This window comes from Sorangium aterium, from assembly GCF_028368935.1.
Taxonomy (GTDB): Bacteria; Myxococcota_A; Polyangia; order Polyangiales; family Polyangiaceae; genus Sorangium; species Sorangium atrum.
The window spans coordinates 106,491-128,283 of sequence record NZ_JAQNDK010000002.1 but is presented as its reverse complement, the minus strand read 5'-3'; the positions used below and the strand labels follow the sequence as shown (position 1 = coordinate 128,283).

The window sequence follows — 21,793 nt, the reverse complement described above, 5'->3', positions numbered from 1 at the left end:
CGGCGCCCGTCGAGCGGCGGCCCAGCGCGCCCTCGTCGGCCGCCGTAAAGCAGCTCCGGTGCCGCGGGACGAGTCGGCGCCGACCTTGGCCATTCAGCCCGTCATTGCCTCCGGCGCGGTCCGCTCAACCGTCCGTGGAGCGTCCATGAACCGTCCGTGAACGCTGGAGGACGGTTTCTGGACGCTTGAGTCGCTCGACCGCCCATGAGCCGGTCGGTCTGCGGACCGTCCGGCTCCCCGCGGTCAGTCCGGCGGCGCTTCGCGCAGCCGTCCGGAGCGACCGAGCTCCCGCAGGCGCAGCGTCAGCCCCCGCTTCGACACCTCGAGACGCGCAGACATGGCGTCGAGATCTCCGCCGCACGCGTGGTGGCAGCGCATCAGCTCGTCCTCCGGGATGTCCGCCGCCTTTCGAACGCGAGGGCTTCGCTCGATGAGACGGTAGAGGGCGGTGCGCGAGACGCCGAGCGTGGCCGCTGCGGGTCCGATCGACCAGCGGCTCTGCCGAAGCGCCCTGAGCAAGGCGTCCTCGTCGACCTCCCGGTCCATGGGGTGGTCCGCTGGATTGGCCGTGGAGGCGTCCGCATCTCGCCTCTCGGCGAGGCGCGGTGCATCCGACGGGGGCCGCGGTGTCTGACGCGCCTGCTCCAGCGTCCGTTCCAGGCTCTCATCGATGACGATGGCGTCGGCGCCGCGGCTGGAGATCACCAGCTGCCGCGCCACGTTCCGGAGCTCGCGCACATTGCCGGGCCAGCTGTGCTGGAGCAGCCGCACCATGAAGGATCGAGGAAACCACGGCAGCGCGCCGTCCGCGGGCGGCTCCAGCCGGCGCAGGTCTCCGACGCGCGCGAGCTCCTCGCGCAGAAAATGGAGCAGGAGACGGGGAATGTCCTCGCGGCTCTGGCGGAGCGGAGGAATGGTGATGGTATAGCCCTGTAGCCGATGGAGCAGCGGCGCGCGAAACCTGCCTTGCGCGATGGCTTGCTCCAGGTCGACGTCGGTCGCCGCGATGACCCTGACATCCACCGCGCGCTGCTCGGTGTCGCCGAGCGGCAGGATCGTGCCGGTCTCGAGCGCCCGGAGCAGCATCGCCTGGACATCCATCGACATGTCGCCGATCTCATCGAGGAAGAGCGTCCCACCGTGCGCGCGCTCGAACAGGCCGGCGTGGCGCTGGTGAGCGCCCGTGAAGGCCCCTTTCGCGTACCCGAACAGCTCCGCGGCCGCGGTGGTCGGGGCCAGCGCGGCCATGTTCACCGCGAGCCATGGGCGACCTGCCCGCGGGCTCGCCTGATGGATGGCCTGCGCGACGCGCTCCTTGCCAGCGCCGGTCTCCCCCCGAAGAAGGACGGGGACTTGCAGATCGGCGACACGCGCGATCGATCGGAGGACCACCTCGAGGGCGTCGCTGTCGCCGACGAGCCCGTATCTCGGCGCTGGGGGCGCGGTGGTCACCGCATGGACGAGGATCACGATTTTCCTGGAGAGCTGCAACAGCAGCCCTGCGCGCAGGACGTCCGGAGGAAACCGGTGGGTCTCGTCGATGGGCTGTCCATCGACAGACAGCTGTCCCCGCCCCGCGGGCGTGATGGTCACCGACTCGTCTGCGCCCCACGTCACATGGTGAGGTTTCCGGCTCACATGAGGGTCGCAGAGCGGCGCGCACTCGTGGCTGCGCGGCTGCGCGAACTCGGGCTCGAGGCGGGAGAGGGGTACCGCGTACCCAGGGACGGCCACCGTGGTTGCCCGCGCGCCGATCCGGCGCAGGTCCGGATGGTAGAGCAACGTGAAGCGCAGGCCATGGGCCACCCCGGATGCGCGACGCTCCGGCCCCGTGTCGACGCCATTCAGCGTCTCCACGTGGTGCCATGAGTCCCGCAAGGAGCATTCTGCCGAGTTCGGCGGCTCGCCTCGCGCTCCCTCGGTCATCCTTGTCGTAAGCGCGGACGCCTGAGCGACAGCCTCGAAGCTGTCACTGCCCCTGATCTCGGTGCTGCACTGACGCTGAGACACGATCCGTTACTCTATCGCTGCTCTCCCGGTGTTCGTCCAGCAACTAGTTAGCTGCCACACAATTGCCACACTCCTGCGCCGTGCCTCCCCAAGGCCAACCAGCCCCAGTCGATCTCGCGCTCCGCTCGTTCCAACCGTCCGCGGTCCCGTGGGGCAGCTCAGTCGCCCCTGCGAGGTCGTTCACGGTGCCCACCCCGGCGATCGTCGAGCCGCGCACGTGTCGACAAGGATCGTCGCCCCGCCTCCGCATACCCCAGCCAGGGCCCCTCGACCTCTCATCCATCGACGACTCCAGGTCACACCCTCACCCCCTCTCTCGCCTCTTTCCCCCCCATCGCGCAGCCGCCTCCGCAGGCAGAGAACTGGGCCCCGGCGATCGACCTCTGGTACCGGCATCCGAGCCGATGGCCAACCTGGTGCTCGCCGTGCTCACCGCCCGCCGTATCGCGCGCAACGCGGCGCCGCTCGCCTGCGCGCTGGCCCTCGCGGGGCTCGTGGTCCTCGACGCGGCCGCGCCGCTCCCGCCGCTCGCGGCCGCGACCGCGCTGCTCGTGCTGCTCGTGGCGCTCGTCCAGCGGGCGCGGCGGCGCGCCGCCGCCATCGAGGCGAGCGCCCTGCTCGACCTCGAGGTCGGCGCCCTGCTCCTCGTCGCCACGTTCGCCGCGGTCCTCCGCCTCGACGGCTCGCTCGACGGCGACGCCCACGCCGCCCTCTACGTCGTCATCGCCCTCGTGAGCGCGTTCGCCCGCCCGGGGGCGTCGCTGCTCGTCGCGATCGCCGCCGCCGCCCTCGAGATCGCCGTGCGCTCGGCCGCGGCCTCGCGCGGCGCGCCGAGCGTCCTCGACGTCACGCGCGCGGCCGCGCCGCACATCGGCTTCATGGCCGTCTTCTCGCTGCTGAACGCCACCATCCTCCGCGCAGAGCTCGGCCGCGTCAGGAAGGCCTCGCACACCCGCCTCCAGGCCGAGATCGAGCGGCTCCGCGACGACGCGCGCAGCTACCGCCTGCTCTCGGCCCCGGCCCAGGCGCGCGGCGTGGCCCAGAAAGGCGATGACGAGCGGCTCGCCCGCTCCGGCGTCGAGGAGATCCACCAGTCGGTGCTCTTCGCCCTTCGCCTCCTGCGCGAGTCGCTGGAGCTCTACACCGCCGTGCTCCTCTGGCAGAACGACGCCGGCACCCACCTGCGCATCAGCGAGCTCGCGAGCGACGCCCCGAACCTCTCCGAGGGCCCGTTCCTCTCCGGCGACGGCGTCTTCGGCGCGGCGATCACCCAGCGCGCGCCGGTCGTCCTCGGGGGCCTCAAGCCCGGCTACAAGCTCCCCTACTACGTCGGCCCCTCCCCTGTGCGCGCCGTGTGCGCGCTGCCGGTGTTCGAGCACGGCCAGCTCCGCGGCGTGCTCGTCGTCGATCGCGTCGAGGACCGGCCGTTCTCGCCGCGCGAGCTCGAGCTCATCGACGAGGCCTGCCGCTACGCCGTGCGGGCCATCCAGAACGAGCGCGTCTTCGTCCAGCTCGAGCGCGCCAAGGTGGAGCAGGGCAAGCTCTACCGCGCCGCCGAGGGGCTCGGCGCCGCCACGACCGAGGCCGGCGTCATCGAGGCCGGCGTCACGAGCGCCCGCGAGATCACGTCCGTCGATTTCGCGGCCGTCACGCTCTACGACGAGGCGCAGAAGGTCCACGAGATCCGCGCCGTCAGCGGCGACGGCGTCGCCGAGCTCACCGGGCAGCGCTTCCGCCACAACGCGGGGCTCGTCTCGATGGTGCTGCAGAACCGGCACCCGCTGCCGTACCGCGGCGAGTACGACGAGAAGCGGCAGGTCGTCTTCACCCGCCGCGTCACGCCGCCGTCGATGCCGTCGATCATCGTGCTCCCGCTCGTCGTGCACGACCGGCCGCTCGGCACGCTGGTCCTCGGCTCGCGGCGGCGCGCGGCCTTCACCGACTCGGTGCGCAGCACGCTGGAGGTCCTCGCCAGCCACATGGCCGTGTCGCTCTCGAACGCGCGCATGGTGCGACGCCTCGAGGAGCTCGCGACGATGGACGGGCTCACCGGGCTGCTCAACAAGCGCGCGATGCTCGAGGTGGCGGACCAGAAGATCACCGCGGCGCGGCGGTTCTCGCGGCGGCTCTCGGTGCTCGTCACGGACATCGACCACTTCAAGAAGGTGAACGACACGTACGGCCACGACGTGGGCGACGTGATCATCAAGGGGCTCGGCGACGTCCTCCGGCGCGCGAAGCGGACGACCGACGCGGTCGCGCGCTTCGGCGGGGAGGAGTTCGTCGTGATCTGCGAGGAGACGGACGCGCGCGGCGCGATGCTGCTCGCGGAGCGCGTGCGCGAGGAGCTCGGCCGGACGACGTTCCACGCGGCCGGGAGCAACGGGCCGGTGCAGTGCCAGGTGACCTGCTCGATCGGGATCGCCACCTACCCCGAGGCGGGCAGCACGTGGGAGGAGCTCTTCAAGGCCGCGGACGAGTCGCTCTATGTATCGAAGCGGTCGGGCCGGAACCGCTCCACGGCGTGGTCGCCGGCGGTGCGGTCGAACAGCGCGCATCCGCCCGCCGCCGAGGCGGGCGCTCCGGCGAAGCACGCGGCGGAGGCGGCCGGCGCGGCGAAGCAGGCGGCGGACGCGGGCGCCACGGCCACGGCGAGGCACGCGGCAGAGGCGGCCGCCACGGCGAGGCACGCGGCGGCGCCCGCGACGCGGCCCGCGGCGACGGCCGCGGCGGCCAGGGCTGTGGCGGCGAAGCCCGCGGCAGGGGCGCCCGCGCCGCAGCGCAGGCCGGCTGCAACGGGCGGCGCGGGCGGCGCCCCGGCGACCCCGGGACAGGACGGCGCGCCGTCCGCCGGAAGGCGCGCCGCGGCGGCCGCGCAGGCGCCGGGGAAGGCGCCCGGCGAGGCCGAGCCTCGGAGCAAGCCGAGGCGCCCGCCGGACGTCGATCCCACGAGCAAGCCGAAGACGGCCGCCTGAGACCCGCGCGCCGCTTGCGGCGCAGGCGCGGCGGGAACATAAGCCTCTTCGGCGAAGCCAAGGAGGCGCGATGAGCTCGGACCCCGATCGCGATGACCCCAGGGAGGATCTCAAGCAGGGGCTGAGCCTGCTCTGGCGCGCGGCGCGCAAGACGGCCGTGGACCTGCGCAAGGACCTCGATGGCACGAACGTCGGCAAGGCGATCGACGACGCCGGGCGCGAGCTCGTCCGGGCCGCGACGAACGTGGTCGGCCGGATCGGCGCCGAGCTGAGCAAGGGGCCGGCGCAGGCGCCCCCGCGGGACGAGCGAGCCGAGGGCCGCGGGGAAGAGGCGGAGGGGCCCGAGACGCGGCCCGCCGGGCCCACCCCGGAGGACCCGGGGTTCCGCATCGCGGTCGACCCGGAGGACAAGGACACGAAGCCCCGCTAAGGAGCGAGCGCGAGCGCGAGCGTAGCGAGGAGACCATCGACTCACCGGTAGGGTTCACGATCCTGCCCCAGAGGTCGATCGCGCTGCTGAGCCTGCCCGTGACCAGAAGCACGCCGGACGCGGTGAAGGCCAGGACGTTGATCGAGCCGCTGTCGTGGTTCAATGTCCGGCTCCAGACCGGCCGCCCCTCACCGTCGAGCAGATCGGTGGAATCATCGTCTCCGATGGCGAGGTTGGTGGTGGCGCAGGCGATGTTGCCGGCGTGATCGGTCGCCATGGCAACCACCGCGTCGGCGCCGAGCAACTTCCTCCAGAGCAGCTCCCCGCGGGGATCGTACTTGTACAGGCCGAGCGTGGGATTGCCCGCGCGCATCCATCCAGCATCCTCCAGGCGGTGAGCTGTCCGCGTGCCCCCCTGCAACGGCTCTATCGCCCCCTGGATCCGCTTGCGCCTCGACCTTGCACACCCGTCTAGCGATCAGCGATGGCGCCTCTGCGCAAGGACGCATGCTACGATCGTCCTCGATGAACGCCTCCCGTTCGTTCACGGCCCTCGATTGGGTCGCTGTCGTCGCCATTGGCCTGCAGTCGCTCGCGCTGCTCATGTTCCCGTTCACGATCGCGCCGTCGTTCGCCGGGATGTTCGCCGAGTTCGGCGGCGCGCTCCCCGTGGTGACACGCGTGGCGCTGAGCCCGTGGGCCTCTCCGGCGTTGGGCCTTCTGGTGGCCTCGCTCGCCGTGGTCGCGCTGGCGCTGCCTGCTGCCAGCACGCTCGCTCTCCGCCGCGCCATGGTGCTGCTCGCGTTTTTCGTTGGGGTGATCGCGCTCGCCGCGGCGATGTACGCCATGTACGCGCCGATCTTCGAGCTCGCCGGGAATATCAAGCCCGAATAGGCTCGAGGGTCGCGCCGGTGCCCGGTCATCGCGAGCGCTGACGTCAGTCGCAGGTTCCGTCGACAAAGGCGAACACGTCGCGCGTCATCCTGAAGCCCTCCTTGTCGGTGACCTCGACCGAGAGCTTCGTGTGTCCGCAGCCGCGCCTGGCCATCCGGGTCACTGAATATGAAGGGCCATCGGCTGACTCGCGAGCTCTCCGTTCGACACCGTCACCTGATAGTCGCCGGGCGGATACTCCTGGGTGATCAGGATCCTGCGGATGTTGCAGGCGTCGATGGGCGCGAGCTCGTCGATGCCGTTTCCGCTGATGCGCACGGTCGTCCAGCCTTCGACGAAGTTGTCCCCGATGACGTAGATCGGATACCAGACGGCGCTGTCGAACTGGTCCGACGCAAAGCGCCGGACGGTCGGTGGGAGGCCCGGATCGGGCGTGGGCTCCGGCTCGGCGCAGGGGCCCCACGGCGGACAGTCGCCGAGGACCCGGTACGGGTCGCGCCCGAGGATCTCCTGGACTCGCCATTCGGTCAGGAGCCGCGTGTACATGCTGCCATACGGGTTCAGGTTGGGCGGCGGCGGCTCCACGGGCACAGCGTCGAAGCACCCCTCCCCCAAAGCGTGGTCGCGGCACAACGCGACGTCGATGTCATCGGCGACGCTGAATTGAGAGAGCCACTCCGCGATCGGGAGGGGCCGCGACGGATCGATGGCGACGTCCAGGATCATGAGCTGCCCACCGACCCGGACCACGGGCGCGACGTGGCCGGACCACGTCACGCTTCCGGACGGCTCGTTGGCTGTCTGGAAGACCAGCCGCTTGCGCGGCTTTGCCTTGACCCTGGCAAAGTAGGGCGTCGGATAGTCCCATTGGTGGAAGAAGTAGACCGCTGCCTCGGCCCGCTCCTCGCAGCCGTTGTCGGCCGCGAGCCAGGGAATCCGCCGCAGAAACTCGGGTTGCTCCGGCATGGTGAGCAGCCGGCTGTCGCGGATCGCGGCGAACCCGGAGCTCAGCTGCTCCTCGGTCCACGTGGGAACGCAATCGGCTGCCAGGCTCCCGGGCGGGCCCTTGAGCTCATCGAACGAGCGCGGACCGTCGGGCAGCTGGCAGGTCCCGCTCGCGCTGCCCCCGGGGGATCCTTCGTCACCCGGCGAGCCCGCGCCGGACGGAGAGGAGTCGGCGGCGTCCTCCTGCAGCGCTCCCGTGTCGGAGCGCTCGATGTCAGGAGCCGGATCGGAATAAGCGCCCTCGTCGCCTCCACAGGCCGAGGCGGCCAGGGCCGCCCCCGCGACGCACAACACACTTGCAAGAGTAAAATAGGACTGTCGCATGAATCTGAGCTCCCTGCGTAAGATATGAAGCACCCCGAGAGGAGCCGTCACGCTCGGAGCATGTCGGGGACCGCGGGGTGCGGCGCACCATAGCGCCGCTCGCGGTACCCGCAAGGCGGACATCGGCGATTCTCGAGGCTCGGCTGGCTCCTACACCGCCGCTCGACGTTAACGGGTGGATTCCGGCAACCTCGGTCGTCCTTCGCGCAAAACGCATCGGACTGCGCCGTTTTCCTGCTGTGCGCAACCACGCACCGCGACGCGAGGACTTCCCTGTGCGGGTCGAGGCTCGTCAAGCCGGGTCGCGCGACCGAAGTAGTTCGACGCGCCGGTCCGTCAGCATGGGTAGAATGCGCTCACGACCGGATCGAGCGAGTTCATCACGCGACCTTCCGCAGAGCGGCGACGATCTCCTTGGCGAGAGGGCCGCCCGACGCCGGGTTTTGGCCGGTTATGAGCCGTCCGTCGACGATGACCTTCGGCTGCCAGGGAGCCGTCGAGTCGTACTCGGCTCCCTCCGCACGGAGCGCGGTCTCGAGCATGAACGGAACGTCGGCCTTGGCGTATCCCTCCTCCTCCGCATTCGAGAAGGAGGTGAGCCGGCGACCTCGAACGAGCGGAGTGCCGTCGTCGAGGGAGACGCCGAGGAACGCGGCGGGGCCGTGGCAAACGGCGGCCACGATCTTGCCGCCGTTCCAGGCGCGGAGGACGGCGCGCTTCACGTCCGGGTCCTTCGCGATGTCCACCATCGGCCCGAGGCCGCCGGGGAAGAAGATCGCGTCGTAGTCGAGGACGTCGACCTCGGAGAGCTTGCGGCTCCGGTTCATGCGGCGGATCGCTTGGCTCTCCCGGAAGGCGCGCTGCGCGGGATCCTTTGCGTCGTATCCGTCGTCCGGCGTCGTGCCGCCCAGGGGCGACGCGTACTCCACCGCGATCCCGGCGCCGTCGAACACCTCGTAGGGGTGAGCGACCTCCGGAAAGAAGAACCCCGTGGCGCGGTCGTGCGGGCCGATCTTGGCTGCGTTCGTCATGATGAAGAGGACATACTGAACACTCATGGCGCGGTCCTTTCGGTTCGAGGGATCCGAATCGTTCGGATGAGGAGCACTCTACGTGCGCTCTCGCGGGCGGGGCAGATTCACCGCGCTTGACGGATTGGCTCACCGGATAGGACAATCCGCGGATGCCCGAGGTGGCGTCGATCCTGGACGAGCTGCGCGCGATGGCGATCTTCGCGACCGTCGTACGCTGCGGGAGCTTTGCGGCCGCCGCGCGCGAGCTGGGGCTCACCCGTGCCGTCGTGAGCCACCACATTCGCGCGCTCGAGGCGAACCTCGGCGTGCCCCTCGCACAGCGAAATACGCGCAACTTCAGCCTCACCCCGGCTGGCGAAGCGTTCCGTGTGCACTGTGAGCGCCTCGTCGTCGAGGCGCACGACGGGATCCGCGGAATGGAGCTGCTGCGCGCCGAGCCGCGTGGAGAAGTCCGATTGACGTGCTCCCATCACTTCGGCGGCAAGCGAATCCTCCCTGCGCTGCTCGTGTTCCGGCGGCGCTACCCGGCTGTGCGCCTCTACGTGGCCATGTCCGACGCGAACATGGATCTCGTGCAGCAGGGGATCGAGCTGGCCGTGCGCGCGGGCCCCCTCAAGGACTCCTTGCTGCACGCGCGCAAGCTGGTCCACGAGGCCACGATGCTGTGCGCGTCGCCGACCTACCTGCGCCGGCATCGGTCGCTGAAATCCGTCGCGGATCTCGAGCAACACCGCTGGGTGATATATCCACCGAGCCAGCGGAGCGTCGTCGTGCGGTCGAACGGGAAGGACGTCGAGATCCCGGTCCAGGGGGACATCGTGACGGACAGCGCAACCTCGAGGCTTGCGTTCGTCCTCGCCGGAGAGGGCATCGCGCGTCTACCCGCCTACGACGCGGCCGCCCCGCTCGCGTCCGGCGATCTGGTCCGCGTGCTTCCGGAGGTCGAGACCGCCCCGCTGGATATCTTCCTGGTCCACACGAAGCGAATCGGTCCGAGCGCGCGGCTCCTGCGGGATTTCTTGCTGCAAACGGCACGCGAGAACGAGTGGTAAGTCACGTCGTGCGATGGCCCGGGGGGCGTGGTGTCCAGCAGGAGACGGGCGGCAGCGCCGGCTGGCACGTCCGTCAGCGGGACGGTGAACGTCGTGCACGATCGCCTGCCGATCGCCGGCTCCGGGTGCTGATAGCATGCGCCGCTCGGCCCAGGCGCGCGCCTCGGGGTAGAAAAAGCAAACGCCGGGTAGGTGTCAGCAAACTTCAGATCCTCCAGGCGGAGCCGGGCCACGGCTCCGTTCTCCGCGCTGGGCGACGTGGTTTGCCGCTCAGAGCTTTCCCACTCCTGCCGACGCGGGCACGAGCGTCTTCACGTCGTTCGTTTCGCTCGTCAGCGCAGAGGAGTACGCGTACGGGATGTCCGCCGTGCAATCGGCGGGATAGGCGCGCGACGTGCGGCTCACCTCGACGTTCGAGATGCGCTCCGTCTTCCCGGGTGAATCGGACGGCGTGTAGATCGAGTAGTGGAGGGCTTCGTAGTAGTTCCGCTCGACGCGCACGCACGTGATGGCGCGGATCTCCGTCGCGTCCTTCGCGCCGACGACGTAGTTGTTGAAGAAGTGCCCCACGGCGCCGCGGTACATCGGAACGCGGAGCAACACGTTCTTGTAATGGTTGTGGTGCATCGTCACCTTGCGATCGTCGTGGAGATCGTCGTCCGCGGCGCCCACCAGGCCGCCCTTGTGGTGATCGTGCAGGTACGTCCACGAGATGGTGATGAAGCCCGTCTGGCCCTTGATGTCGATCAGACCGTCGTACTTGTCCTTGTCGGTCTGGACGCTCGGATCCTCGGAGTACACCTCGCAGTGGTCGATCCAGATGTTCTTGCTGGTCCCCGAGATCGAGATCACGTCGCCCCCGTTCACGTTCGCGGGCGTGCTCGTCCCCACCAGGGTCGCGCGCAGGTTCTGCAGGATGACGTTGTTCTGGCTCGAGACGTCGATGCCCACGCCGTCGAGGAAGGCATCCTTGCCGATGCCGACGATCGACTTGTTGGACTTGACGCGGATCTGACCGCCGCCCGATCCGTTCGTGATGTGGCCCTGGACGAGGATGACGTAGGGTTGGCTGGCCTCCGCGTAGCTCTTCAGCTCGGCGTAGCTGTCGACCGTGACCGTCGCGCCGGCCTGGCCGCCGGTCGTTCCGCCGTTCAGCGTGGCGAAGCCGATCGGCTCCCCCACGACGCCGCCGGCGCTGCCCGAAGAGCCCCCCGTACCCGCGCCGCCGGTCGCTCCGCCGCTGCCGTCAGCGCCGCCGGTCGCTCCGCCGCCGCCGCTCGACGTGCCGCCCGTGGAGGGCTCACCGCTGCTGGCCGTTCCGCCCGTCGAATCACCGCCGCTCCCGGCGCCGCCGGCAGCGGAGCCTCCCGTCGTGGCGCCCTGCGAGCTGCTCACGCCGCCAGAGCTGGTCGCACCGCCCGCAGCCCGCTCTCCGCCCGTAGCGGCGCCGCCGCCTGAGCCCACCTGGTGGCCATCGTCCACGCCCTCGCCGTCGGAACAAGCGACCAGGATGCCCAAAGCGACCGGGATGGTTCGAGAGATCCGAAGTGCGCGGCGAGCAAAGCGAGAAGAAAGGATCATGATGGACCTTCGGTTGCCCGAGCGACCGGAAACCCCTCATCAAAGTCCATTCCCCTCCGGCAACACCCGGCCAGGCCACGCAGCCTCCACGGGCCTCGCGCCGACCGCCGCCGCGCTGAGCCCGTCGGCCTGCACCACGCACGCCTGGACCGGCCGGCCGAGCGACGCGCGCCCCGCCACGGTCCCGCCCTGCGCGTCGAGGAACGAGATCCCGCCGTGTGCGTCGCACAGCGCGAAGCCGCCGGCGTAGGCGGCGCCGCCGAGGAAGTCGGCCTCGCCGGCGTGGGCCCAGGCGAGCGCGCCGGAGCGCGCGTCGAGGCCGACCGCGGCCCGGTAGTACGTCGCCACGAAGCGCTCCGCCTCGATGCCCGGCGGACCGGCCGGCCGGGGGCGGGCGTAGAGCCGCGCCATGTCCCCGGCCGAGGCGGTCGGCGCGAGCACCTCGGTCCCGGCGGTCATCCAGACCGGCGCCCCGGGCAGCTCGCGCGCCGGCAGCCGCGCGGTCGACGCGCGCCCGGCCGCGCCGAGCCCGATCGAGGCGTCGAACCGCGTCGCCGCCTCGCCGCCGAAGAAGACCGCTCCGCCGAGCAGGAAGGCGCGGCTCACCTCGGTGCGGAGCAGCGCCCGCGCCACCTCGCCGCCGGTCTGCAGGTCGAACACCGTGACGTAGCGCCCTTGCCAGGGCAGGAACGCGTAGCGCCCCACGACCGCGGGCACGCCGATGGCGGCGGAGTCCTCGATCTGGCGCAGCACGAGGCCCTCGCGGCTCACCGCGAGCACGACGCTCGTGGCGCCGGTGGTCGACACGAGCGAGACCACGGTGGTCTCGCCGTCGTCGCCCGCGCCGCGGAGCTTGCCGCCGGCGCGCCGCGTCCAGAGCAGCTCCCCGGTGCGCGCGTCGAGGGCGAACAGCTCGCCCCGACCGAGCCCGACGACGACGCTCCCCGCGACGGCCGGGCGCGCGTCGAGCGGGTGCACGAAGGTCCACGCCGGGCCGCCGTCGAGCGGCACCCCGACGAGCTCGAGCGCCCCCGCGCCCGCGGCGACGCCGACCGCCACGTCGGCGCCGAGGGGGATGCGCCTGCCCGCGAACCGCTGCTGGAAGGCCGCGATGCCCGCGCCGCCGTCGTCCTTCCAGCGCGGGTCGAACGCCTCGCCCTGCGTCTGGCCGCCGCCGCAGGCCACGGACAGGGCCGCGAGGGCAGCGCACACAGGGACGAGCAGCGCGCGGGCGCAGGCGGCGGCACCGAGCCCGAGCAAGCGCGAGCGCGGGGTTCGACGGCGGGCCGTGGCCGGAATAGCCCTGTTCGAATCAATGATTTCGGGCATTTGTGTCCACGTTCCGGCGATCCCCCCGCATGCGATGTGTTCCTGCGCCGGTCGTAGCGTGGCTTCGGCTCGCCGAGCAAGCGAGGTGGCTCCTGCACGCGGGTCTCGGTACGGTGCTCGTCGACGACGACGACGCGGCGCCGCTGCTCGACGGTCAGGTCCTGCGCTCACCCGTGATAGGCATGCCGGCATGACGGTCCGTTCCGCCGAGCGCTTCTCCGTCCGCGGCTGCGAGGGGCACGCGCCCTTTCCTCTTGGAGCGTGGGTGTTTCCTGCAGAGCTCGAGGTCGTCCAGGAGCTCCACGCCGTGCTGCAGGCGACATTCCGTGAGCGGCACGTGGTCACGCCGGCCGAGATCGAAGGCCAGGTACCCCGCGCGTTCGCCCTCGACGACCTGCTCGGGTTCCTCGCGCGGCGGCGGCCGGCGTTTGACCGCGCGCTCGCCGGCATGCGCTCGCCCATCGAGGCGTCACGGCTCGCGACGCTCGCAGCGGTCCTCCGGCTCTCGCGCGACGAGGTGACGGCGGCGCTGCGCGCCCGCGCGACGGGCGCCGGCCTCGTCGAGGGATCGACCGTCGTTTACAACTCGCTCTCGCGCGCAGCGGAGCGCGTGGAGGGGCTGCGCGAGCTCGCCGCCTCCGACGCCATCATCGATTTCGAGCTCGAGCTGGCGCGCCTCATCGCGCAACCCTCGTGGACGCCGCAGATCGACTGGAGCGAGCTCGTGCCGGACGCTGTCGAGGCGGCCTCCTGCGTCGATCCTGCGTACGGGGCCGCCGAGGTCGACGTCGACATCGCGCGCCTGGTGCTGCCCGCGGCCCAGTGCTGCGTCGGCCCGACAGCCCACGCGGTGAGGGGCGACCACGACGGGCTCGTGTGGATGTCGCTCGCCGCGCTCGACGGCGATGCGCCGGCCCCGGAGCGCGCGCCGGGCACGATCCTGGTGCGACCCTCGGTGGCTGCCGAGCAGGTCGAGCGCCTCGCGTTCGCCGCCGTCCCTGCGGCGCTGCGGGCGATCGCTCCCGGGGGCGCCCTGCTCGCCGTCACGCTGGTGGAGGACGAGGCGTAGCGTCCGGGGCCAGGGCAGCTCAGCAGATGAGGGGAACCTCCCGGCGGTGGCGGCGTTGGCAGCTCACGCCATGAAGCCGCCGTCGATCGTCAGGCTCACGCCGTTGATGTAGGTCGACTCGGGCCGGGCCAGGTAAGCGACGAACCGCGCGATCTCGTCGGGGTCGGCGATGCGCTTCTCGGGGCTCTGGTTGCGCACCCAGTCGACGTGCGGGCCGTCGAGCGGCATCATGTCGGTCGTCGTCGGACCAGGCTGGATGTTGACGACCGAGATGCCGCGCGGGGCGAAATCCAGCGCCAGCCCGCGCACCAGCCGTGCGACAGCAGCCTTCGTCGTCCCGTACACGGTCAGGCCGGCGAGCATCGCGCGCTCGGCCGTGTTGCTGCCGATGACGAAGATCTTCCCGCCGCGCGAGAGGTGATTCGCCGCGGCCTTGGCGGCGACGAACACGCCGCGCACGTTGACGGCGAACATCCTGTCGAAGTCCTCGAGGCTGTATTCGTCCGCATTGCCGAAGATCAGGATGCCGGCGTTGTTCACGAGGACGTCGAGCCCGCCGAGCGCCCTCGCGGCCTCGGCGATCGCGCCCTCGAGCGCGCTCGCGTCGGCGCTGTCGGCCTGAAGGGCGATGGCGCGCCCGCCCTCGGATTCGACGGCCGCGACGAGCTCTCGCGCCCGGTCCGGACTGCTGACGTAGGTGAAGGCGACCGCCGCGCCCTCACGCGCGAAGCGCTTCACGAGGGCCGCGCCGATGCCGCGCGATCCGCCGATGACGATCGCCTTCTTCCCTGCGAGCGGCCCGATGTCCTTGTTCATGTTGAGCTCCTTTGTGTCGTTGGCTGTTGTGCGTTTGTGCGTTGGTATACTTGAACGATCAGTCAAAAATAGCGCGCGACGAGGGCGCGGTCCGGAGCGGCCGCCGCGCGATCAGCGCGGGCGCAGGCTCTGGACCGCGAAGGCCGCGACGTCGCGGAGGGCTTCGGTCGAGGCGCCCGCCTTGGCCTGCACCTTCATCCCGCTGAGCGTGGCTGCGAGGAAGCGAGCGGCCTCGAGGCTGTCGAGCGCGCTGCCGATGTCGCCCTGCGCCTTGCCGTCGTCGATGACGTCCTTCAGCACGGTCTCGAGCAGCGCGGCGCTTGTCGCGGTGAGCGCGCGCACCTCGTCGTCGTCGCGGGCGAGCTCGCAGACGGCGTTCACGCCCATGCAGCCGAGCGAGCGCGCCGCGCCGTGCTCCTCGGCGAGGTCGACGAGGACACGCTCGAGCGCCGCGAGCGCGGTCGGTCCGGCCCGGAGCGCCTTGATCACCGAGGCGATGCTGTCGGCGTTGTAGGCGCGGAGCGCCTCCAGGAACAGCCGTCGCTTGTCGCCGAACGTGTCGTAGAGGCTCTGTCGGCCGATCCCCATGGCACGGACGAGATCCTCGGTCGAGGTGCCGGCAAAGCCCTTCTCCCAGAAGACCGGGATGGCGCGCCGGAGCACCTCGTCGCGATCGAACTCCTTGGGACGGGCCACGGAGAGAGCATGAACATTATGGACTGCCAAGTCCAGAAAAAAGAGCAGGGCGCCGCGCCTGCTTTCCTGCTGCTCTGTCCGGCGGGGCGCCGGGAGCGCCGTGTGCTGAAGGACGCCGTCCCTGGGCCCCGGTCGAGACCCGTGCTGGGCAGGAGCCTCAGCATGCCGCCAGCATCGTCGCAGGGCCGGCGCTCCGGGCGCAGCTCTGCCTCGACGACCGCGGCCAGCGCTCGCCATGACGGGCTCGGGCGGCGTGCCCAGCTACGCCGCGTCGAACCCGAACGCCATCGGTTCCCACCTTGGGTCGCGTGCGGGTGCTGCCGTTCGCGGGGTGTGGGGGGGAGGTCGAGATGATCGAGGATGCGACGCACCGCTTTTGGGCCCGTGATCGTAGATGCGCGGCCGCTAGCGACGATCGCGCGGAGGACGGTCAGGGGGCAACCGACTCGGATCCTGGCGAGCAGTCCCCCGCGAGGGTGCTGCAGCTGAGCCGGTTCTGCATGAAGCTCACCCGCCGCGGGATCTCGACCTGCTTGACGAAATTCGACAGGACGCCGGTGCCGTCGGGGCCGGGGGTCGCGAACGGTGCCACATGATAGAAGGTGGCGAGCTGCTGGGTCTCCGCGTTATGGCACCCGTTGCAGGTCTGCCCGGCGAACGCGTGGCGCAGCGGCTCGTCCGCGCCGGGGAAGACCCATTTCGTGGCGGAAGGCACGACGTTGCCCTCCGCCTCGCCGCCGAGGAACGAGGGGTCGAGCGGCGTCGCGCCGGCGATGATCCCGGTGCGGTTCGCGAGCAGGAAGGCCTCGAGGCCGGCGTCGCCGTTGAGCTGCTGGTCCGGCGTCTGGGCGGTCTCCACGAGCCGAAGGAAGGCCTGGTAGCCCGTCGGCTCGGGGACGAGGTGGAACTCCCGCCACGACCAGGGAGCGCCCATGAGGTCTTCGCTCGTGCGGAGCTGGGCGAGCGCGCTCGCGTTGGGGTTGCCCATCGTGCTGCGCTCGGCGCCGCGCTGCGTGAAGAGATCCGTGATCTCCTGGAGCTGCTGGTTGTACTGGGCGCCGAAGGCGTGCTGCCCGAGCGCGTGGAAGCGGGCAATCCAGCTGTGCCGATCCGGCGCGATCGAGTTGGTCGGCAGGCGGTACTCGAAGATCACCGTCATTCCACCGATGAAGTGATTCGGCGGAACGATGCCGAACACGAAGCGCGCCTCGCCGCTGCCGCTCGCGTGCAGGTCGGTCCGGTTGAAGATGCCGAGGAGCCGGAACGGCGCCTGCGCGACATCGAGCTTGCCGTCCGGCCGCGTCGGCCAGAGGTTCAGCAGCGAGAGCGTCCCCCGGTTCGTCGTGGGATAACCGTTGATCGTCAGCGGCTGGAAGCCCTCCAGCCACTCCGCCACGAAATCCGCAGGATCGACGCCGCTCGGGGTCATCTGCTCGATCAGGTACCGGAAGCTCCAGGGCCCGCCGGTCGCGTTCGAGGTGCGCGCGTCCTGCGTGACCGACGGATCGACGATCGCGATCTCCTTGTAAGGATCGACGGCCGGGCCCGCGCCGCAGGCGCCGGCGCAGGTGAAGCTCTGGATCCGATCGGCCGTGACGCTGCCGAGGTTGACCGTGCTCGGCGTGATCGTCGCGCCCGGCTTGGACGGGGTGAGCGTGTACGTGCCCGCGGGCAAGCCGGTGAAGAGGAAGTTGCCGTGGCTGTCGGTGACGGCCTGCGCGCTCGCAGCGCCGCTGAGCTGGACGATGACGCCGCTCATCCCTGCGTTCGAGGTGTCGTTGCCGACGTGCCCCGCGATCGCGACGGCGCCGTTCAACGCAGCCTCGGCGATGTCCAAGGATGGCTGCTCCTCGATCGGCTCGACTCCGCAGGACGAAAGGACAAGGGCAGAGAGCGCGAGCAGGAGAGGGGGCAAGGGGCGTAACCTGGTTTTCATCGACAAGGATCCTTTCACGACAGGTGGAACGGGCGCGCGGCCGTGCTCGCCCGATCTTGGGCCTCTAAGAAGGTCGGGACCCCGGTCCGTCAAGAGATTTTACATTACTTCACAAGCTTCGCGGCCGCAGATCTCGTCGAGTCGATCGGTGTCGTTCAGCCTGCCGATGTCGCACGTAGAGCAGCCGCTGTTGATGGCCTTGCCAATCCGCAGATTTCTGACCCTCCTCGGGCATCATCACGTCGCTGAGGACGAGATCGGGCGGCCCGCGATTCCGGCGAGGATCAGGTCGATCCCGGCGAGGAACTCCTTGCGGTCGTCGTGGCCGGGGAGGTGGGCGGCGACGCTCCGCGTGAACGGGTACTCCCGGGCGTCGAGCTCGCTCCAGCGCGCCGCTGCCGCCTCGAGGAAGTCGACGCGGTTCGTCGACGGCGCGAGCTCGCGGCGCGCGAACTGGCTCGCCGTGGCGTTCTGGACGCTCACGCCGATGACGTAGCCGAGCAGCGTCGACGCCGCGGTGAACTGGGCGCGCCCGCGAACGCCCAGCGCCTCGACCTGGCGGCCGAGGCGCTCGTAGATCCGCAGCATCGCCGTCTCCCACGGAGCGCGTGAGAGCTGCGCGCCCACCCACGGATGCGCCTCGATCGCGTCGAACACGCCGAGCGCGATGCGATGGATCGCCTCGTGCGGCCTTGTCGAGCCGCGCACCTCGCCCATCGTGCGCGCGACCACGGCGTCGGTCGCGGCGACGAGGAGCTCGCCCTTGTTCGTGACGTGCCAGTAGATCGCGCCCGGGCCCGTCGCCAGGCTCGCCGCGAGCGCGCGGAACGTCAGCCCATCCTCACCGTCCGCGTCCAGCAGCGCGATCGCCGCATCGACGATCCGCTCGCGCGTGAGCGCATCCTCGCGGCGCCTCTCGCGCTCCGGCCCTCGCGTCGACTTCTTCGCCAAGGCTCCATCTTGACAGGTCTGGAGCGGCGTTCCAGATCAATGAGTGGAACGATGTTCCAGGCTGAAGGCCGAGAGGAATCACCATGACTTCTATCTCCATCATCGGCGCCGGACCGGGCGGGCTCACCCTCGCGCGCGTCCTCCACGTCCACGGGATCCGGGCGACCGTGTACGAGGCGGACGCCTCCGCCGAGGCGCGTACCCAGGGCGGTATGCTCGACATCCACGACTACAACGGCCAGCTCGCGCTCAAGGCCGCCGGCCTCTTCGACGAGCTCCGCCGCATCGTCCACGAAGGCGGTGAGGCGATGCGCATGGTCGATCCGCAGGGCACGGTCCTCCTCGACCAGCCGGACGACGGCGCCGGCGTTCGCCCCGAGGTGCTCCGCGGCGACCTCCGGCGCATCCTCCTCGACTCGCTCCCGCCCGACACCGTGCAATGGGGCAAGAAGCTCACGGGCGCGCGCCCGCTCGGCGACGGAAGGCACGAGCTCACCTTCGCGGACGGGTCGACCGTGACCACCGGCCTCGTCGTCGGCGCCGACGGCGCGTGGTCGAAGATCCGGCCGCTCCTCTCCGACGTGAAGCCCGAATACGTCGGCACTGCCTATGTCGAGACGTACCTGCTCGACGCCGACGCGCGGCATCCCGCCAGCGCCAGGCTCGTCGGCGGGGGCGCGCTCTACGCGCTCACGCCCGGCAAAGGCATCATCACGCACCGCGAGACGAACGGCGTCCTCCACACCTACGTCGCGCTCACGAAGCCAAAGGCGTGGTTCGAGAGCATCGACTTCACCGAACCGAAGGCGGCGCGGGCGCGCGTCGCCGCGGAGCTCGAAGGCTGGGCTCCGGCCCTGACCGCGCTCATCACCGACGGCGAGACCGATCCGGTCCTGCGCGTGATCCACAAGCTCCCCGCCGGGCATCGCTGGGATCGCGTGCCCGGCGTGACGCTCCTCGGCGACGCCGCGCACCTGAGCCCGCCCGACGGGGAGGGCGCAAACCTCGCGATGGTCGACGGCGCGGAGCTCGGCAAGGCCATCGCGGCGCACCCGGATGACCTCGAAGCCGCGCTCGCCGGATACGAAGAAGAGATGTTCGTTCGTGGAGCGAAGGCCGCTCCCGAGGCCGCGGCGACCTTCGAGCTTTGCTTCGGCGAGACGGCCCCGCACGGCCTCCTCGCGTTTCTGTCGGGCGGGGAAGCGCGGTCGAGCGGCTAGCTTGCCCCGTCGCGGGGGTCACACGTCGCACGCGCCGTCTTGACGGACGAGCGCGCCCGCGCATTCTGGCAGCCATGTCGCCACGCCGCGCGCCCGTCGCTCCGCTCGCCCTGCTCACCTCCCTCCTCCTCCCCGCCCCCGCCGCGGCGGCCGTCGTGCCGGTCGGCACAACCGACGAGCTCGTCGCCGCGATCGGCGCGGCCAAGGCCGGCGACGAGATCGTCCTCGCCTCGGGCACCTACGCCTTCGACGGCGTCTCCTGCGCGGCCGCGGGCACCGAGGCCGCGCCGATCGTCGTGCGCGCCGCCGAGCCGCTCGGCGCGATCCTCGAGCTGTCGGGCGTCGAAGGCTTCAAGGTCAGCGGCCCGAACTGGCACTTCGAAGACCTCGATATCCGCGGCGTCTGCGCCGACGACTCGGACTGCGAGCATGCCTTCCACGTGGTCGGGGCAGCGAGCCGCTTCACCCTCCGCCGCTCGAAGGTGCGGGACTTCAACGCCCAGCTCAAGATCAACGCTGCGCAGGTGGGCGGCGTCTGGACGGCCCCCGACGACGGGCTGATCGAGCGATCGGAGCTGTTCGACACCCACCCGCGCAGGACCGGCAATCCCGTCACCAAGATCAACATCGACGGCGGCAAGCGCTGGACCGTGCGCGACAGCTACCTGCACGACTTCCAGAAAGACGGCGGCGACACTGTCAGCTACGGCGCGTTCATGAAGAGCGGCGGCTCGGACGGGCTCTTCGAGCGCAACCTCGTCGTCTGCACCACCGCCGGCTCGCCGGACGGGGCGCGCATCGGGCTGTCGTTCGGCGGCGGCGGCACGGGGGCGCAGTACTGCGCCCCGGCCTACGACCCCGACGTGCCCTGCGAGGTCGAGCACACCGGCGGGACGATGCGGAACAACATCATCGCGAGCTGCTCGGACGTCGGGGTCTATTTGAACCGCGCTACGGACACGCAGCTGCATTTCAATACGCTGATCGCGACGAGCGGGATCGACTTCCGCTTCGCGACGACGAGCGGCGTCGCGCGCGGCAACGTCCTCACGGGCAAGATCCGCGACCGCGACGGGGGCACGCATCAGGAGAGTGACAATCTGGTCGAGGTAGGACTCGCGACGTTCCAGACGTGGTACGAAGATCCAGGCCTCGGCGACCTGCACCTCAAAGGGGATGTTGCGTCGCTCGTCGGCAAAGCGCCCGCCGAGGCCGCGGTGACCGACGACTACTGCGCGCGCGGGCGGCCGGGCAGCGGGAGCTTCACGCTCGGCGCGCTCGAACATTCGCTTGGCGACTGCGCGACGGTGCCGCCGCCGGGGCCCTCCGGCGAAGGGGGCGCGGGCGGCACTACCGGCTCGGGCGGGATGGGCGGCGGCACCGGGTCTGCGGGCGGGACGGGCAGCGGCGCCGGCTCCGCGGGCGGGGGCGAGGCGGGCGGCGCAGGCGGCACGGGCGCAGGCAGCGGCGCCGGCGCGGCCAGCGGGGGTGGCGACGCCTCCAGTGACGGCGAGGGCTGCGGCTGCCGCGCCGCGGGCGTCGGCGGGAATCACGCCCTTGGTCTCCTGGCGGCGGTCCTCGCCGCGCTCGCCCTCCGGCGACGACAGGCCTCCTCACCGCTGAGCGACGCCAGGTAGGTGGCGAGGGGCGACTGCGATCCACCCGGGCTCGCGGTGGACCGCAGGGTCGGCCATACTGGGCAGCATGACGAGGGGAAGCTGCCCATGAGGACCACGCGCTCCATCCGCGGCAGCGACCACGCGCTGGTGCAGCGGATCACGCACGTCGCCTATGGCGACGACACGCAGGACCAGTCCCTGCCCGACGGCTGCTGGGACCTTGTGTTCATGAAGCGCCGCGGCCGGCTGCAGGTGCTGCATACCGGTCTGATCACGCACCCGGTGGCGCTGGGCTACGAGACCGGCGACGAGTACCTGAGCATCGCCTTCCGGCCAGGCGTGTTCATGCCGGGGGTGCCGGCGATGGGCATGCTGGACCAGGGCGTGCTGCGCCCGCTGGCGAACTCGCGCTCGTTCCTGCTGGGGCCGCGAGCCTTCGAGGTGCCCGACTTCGAGAACGCCGACGATCTGGTGGCGCGCCTCATCGGGGCCGACCTGCTGGTGGCGGACCCGGTGGTGTTCCGCGTGCTGCAAGGCGATCGAGCCGGCACCAGCCTCCGCTCGGTGCAGCGCCGTTTCCTGAGCGCCACCGGTCTCACGGCCAAGCAGCTGTCGCAGATCCACCGTGCGCAGGCGGCGCTGCAGCAGCTGATGCATGGCAATGCGCCGGCCGACGTGGCTGCCGCCTGCGGCTACGCCGACCAGGCGCACCTGGGCAATTCGCTGAAGCGGATCATGGGCAGGACGCCCGGCGAAGTGGCGCGGGCTGCGGCCCGGCCCAGGGCCGGGCGCTGAGGGCCCAGACGGTCCGGCGAGTCCCGAGTCTGTCGTTTTCTTCCAATACGGGGCCCA

General features: G+C 70.9%; 18 protein-coding genes. 9 read left to right on the top strand and 9 right to left on the bottom strand.

Annotated features, from left to right (window positions below; genetic code table 11):
- Positions 1-243 precede the first annotated feature (243 nt).
- Positions 244-1,857, bottom strand: coding sequence for a sigma 54-interacting transcriptional regulator (locus POL72_RS15370; RefSeq protein WP_272096070.1), 1,614 nt, complete (start codon positions 1,855-1,857; stop codon positions 244-246).
- A gap of 557 nt (positions 1,858-2,414) precedes the next feature.
- Between POL72_RS15370 and POL72_RS15365 the strand changes: the two genes are divergently transcribed.
- The 3 genes from POL72_RS15365 to POL72_RS15355 all read left to right on the top strand — a co-directional run bounded on the left by POL72_RS15365 (position 2,415) and on the right by POL72_RS15355 (position 6,309).
- Positions 2,415-4,985 carry a sensor domain-containing diguanylate cyclase gene (locus POL72_RS15365; protein ID WP_272096069.1) on the top strand — a complete coding sequence of 857 codons (2,571 nt, stop codon included), beginning with the start codon at positions 2,415-2,417 and terminating at the stop codon, positions 4,983-4,985.
- 70 nt (positions 4,986-5,055) lie between these two features.
- Positions 5,056-5,415, top strand: coding sequence for a hypothetical protein (locus POL72_RS15360; protein ID WP_272096068.1), 360 nt, complete (start codon positions 5,056-5,058; stop codon positions 5,413-5,415).
- 525 nt (positions 5,416-5,940) lie between these two features.
- A complete protein-coding gene (locus POL72_RS15355) occupies positions 5,941-6,309 on the top strand; it encodes a hypothetical protein (protein WP_272096067.1) in 369 nt (122 codons plus the stop codon).
- Positions 6,310-6,468: 159 nt separating this feature from the next.
- On the opposite strand, the gene POL72_RS15350 is transcribed toward POL72_RS15355, so the two are convergent.
- Both POL72_RS15350 and POL72_RS15345 read right to left on the bottom strand, forming a co-directional pair.
- Positions 6,469-7,638, bottom strand: coding sequence for a protein-glutamine glutaminase family protein (locus POL72_RS15350; protein WP_272096065.1), 1,170 nt, complete (start codon positions 7,636-7,638; stop codon positions 6,469-6,471).
- A gap of 380 nt (positions 7,639-8,018) precedes the next feature.
- Positions 8,019-8,696 (bottom strand): type 1 glutamine amidotransferase domain-containing protein, encoded by a 678-nt coding sequence (locus tag POL72_RS15345; RefSeq protein WP_272096064.1) that lies wholly within the window; start codon positions 8,694-8,696, stop codon positions 8,019-8,021.
- 125 nt (positions 8,697-8,821) lie between these two features.
- Here POL72_RS15345 and POL72_RS15340 point away from each other — a divergent pair, with 125 nt between their 5' ends.
- Positions 8,822-9,724, top strand: a complete 903-nt coding sequence (locus tag POL72_RS15340; RefSeq protein WP_272096063.1) for a LysR family transcriptional regulator — start codon at positions 8,822-8,824, stop codon at positions 9,722-9,724.
- Positions 9,725-9,994: 270 nt separating this feature from the next.
- Here POL72_RS15340 and POL72_RS15335 read toward each other — a convergent pair whose 3' ends face one another.
- Together POL72_RS15335 and POL72_RS15330 are read right to left on the bottom strand one after the other, a co-directional pair.
- Positions 9,995-11,119, bottom strand: coding sequence for a pectate lyase family protein (locus POL72_RS15335; RefSeq protein WP_272096062.1), 1,125 nt, complete (start codon positions 11,117-11,119; stop codon positions 9,995-9,997).
- A 225-nt stretch (positions 11,120-11,344) separates the two neighbouring features.
- Complete coding sequence (locus POL72_RS15330) at positions 11,345-12,634, bottom strand: outer membrane protein assembly factor BamB family protein (RefSeq protein WP_272096060.1); 1,290 nt, start codon at positions 12,632-12,634, stop codon at positions 11,345-11,347.
- Between the two features lie 29 nt (positions 12,635-12,663).
- On the opposite strand from POL72_RS15330, the gene POL72_RS15325 reads away from it, so the two are divergent.
- On the top strand, positions 12,664-12,828 hold the full coding sequence (locus POL72_RS15325; RefSeq protein WP_272096059.1) for a hypothetical protein: 165 nt from the start codon (positions 12,664-12,666) through the stop codon (positions 12,826-12,828).
- Positions 12,825-13,703: a hypothetical protein gene (locus POL72_RS15320; protein WP_272096058.1), complete on the top strand. Its 879-nt coding sequence runs from the start codon at positions 12,825-12,827 to the stop codon at positions 13,701-13,703. The genes POL72_RS15325 and POL72_RS15320 overlap by 4 nt, the downstream gene beginning before the upstream one ends.
- A gap of 63 nt (positions 13,704-13,766) precedes the next feature.
- Here POL72_RS15320 and POL72_RS15315 read toward each other — a convergent pair whose 3' ends face one another.
- The 4 genes from POL72_RS15315 to POL72_RS15300 form a co-directional block, all read right to left on the bottom strand.
- The gene (locus tag POL72_RS15315; protein ID WP_272096057.1) at positions 13,767-14,519 is read right to left on the bottom strand and encodes an SDR family NAD(P)-dependent oxidoreductase; all 753 of its coding nucleotides are present in this window, start codon (positions 14,517-14,519) and stop codon (positions 13,767-13,769) included.
- Between the two features lie 111 nt (positions 14,520-14,630).
- Positions 14,631-15,215 carry a TetR/AcrR family transcriptional regulator gene (locus POL72_RS15310; RefSeq protein ID WP_272096056.1) on the bottom strand — a complete coding sequence of 195 codons (585 nt, stop codon included), beginning with the start codon at positions 15,213-15,215 and terminating at the stop codon, positions 14,631-14,633.
- A gap of 430 nt (positions 15,216-15,645) precedes the next feature.
- Complete coding sequence (locus POL72_RS15305; RefSeq protein ID WP_272096055.1) at positions 15,646-17,151, bottom strand: carboxypeptidase-like regulatory domain-containing protein; 1,506 nt, start codon at positions 17,149-17,151, stop codon at positions 15,646-15,648.
- A 237-nt stretch (positions 17,152-17,388) separates the two neighbouring features.
- Positions 17,389-18,102: a TetR/AcrR family transcriptional regulator gene (locus POL72_RS15300; RefSeq protein ID WP_272096054.1), complete on the bottom strand. Its 714-nt coding sequence runs from the start codon at positions 18,100-18,102 to the stop codon at positions 17,389-17,391.
- Positions 18,103-18,185: 83 nt separating this feature from the next.
- Here POL72_RS15300 and POL72_RS15295 point away from each other — a divergent pair, with 83 nt between their 5' ends.
- The 3 genes from POL72_RS15295 to POL72_RS15285 all read left to right on the top strand — a co-directional run bounded on the left by POL72_RS15295 (position 18,186) and on the right by POL72_RS15285 (position 21,736).
- Positions 18,186-19,322, top strand: coding sequence for an FAD-dependent oxidoreductase (locus POL72_RS15295; RefSeq protein ID WP_272096053.1), 1,137 nt, complete (start codon positions 18,186-18,188; stop codon positions 19,320-19,322).
- Positions 19,323-19,396: 74 nt separating this feature from the next.
- Positions 19,397-20,959, top strand: coding sequence for an MYXO-CTERM sorting domain-containing protein (locus POL72_RS15290; RefSeq protein ID WP_272096052.1), 1,563 nt, complete (start codon positions 19,397-19,399; stop codon positions 20,957-20,959).
- An 87-nt stretch (positions 20,960-21,046) separates the two neighbouring features.
- Positions 21,047-21,736 (top strand): helix-turn-helix transcriptional regulator, encoded by a 690-nt coding sequence (locus POL72_RS15285; RefSeq protein ID WP_272096051.1) that lies wholly within the window; start codon positions 21,047-21,049, stop codon positions 21,734-21,736.
- Positions 21,737-21,793: the final 57 nt, after the last annotated feature.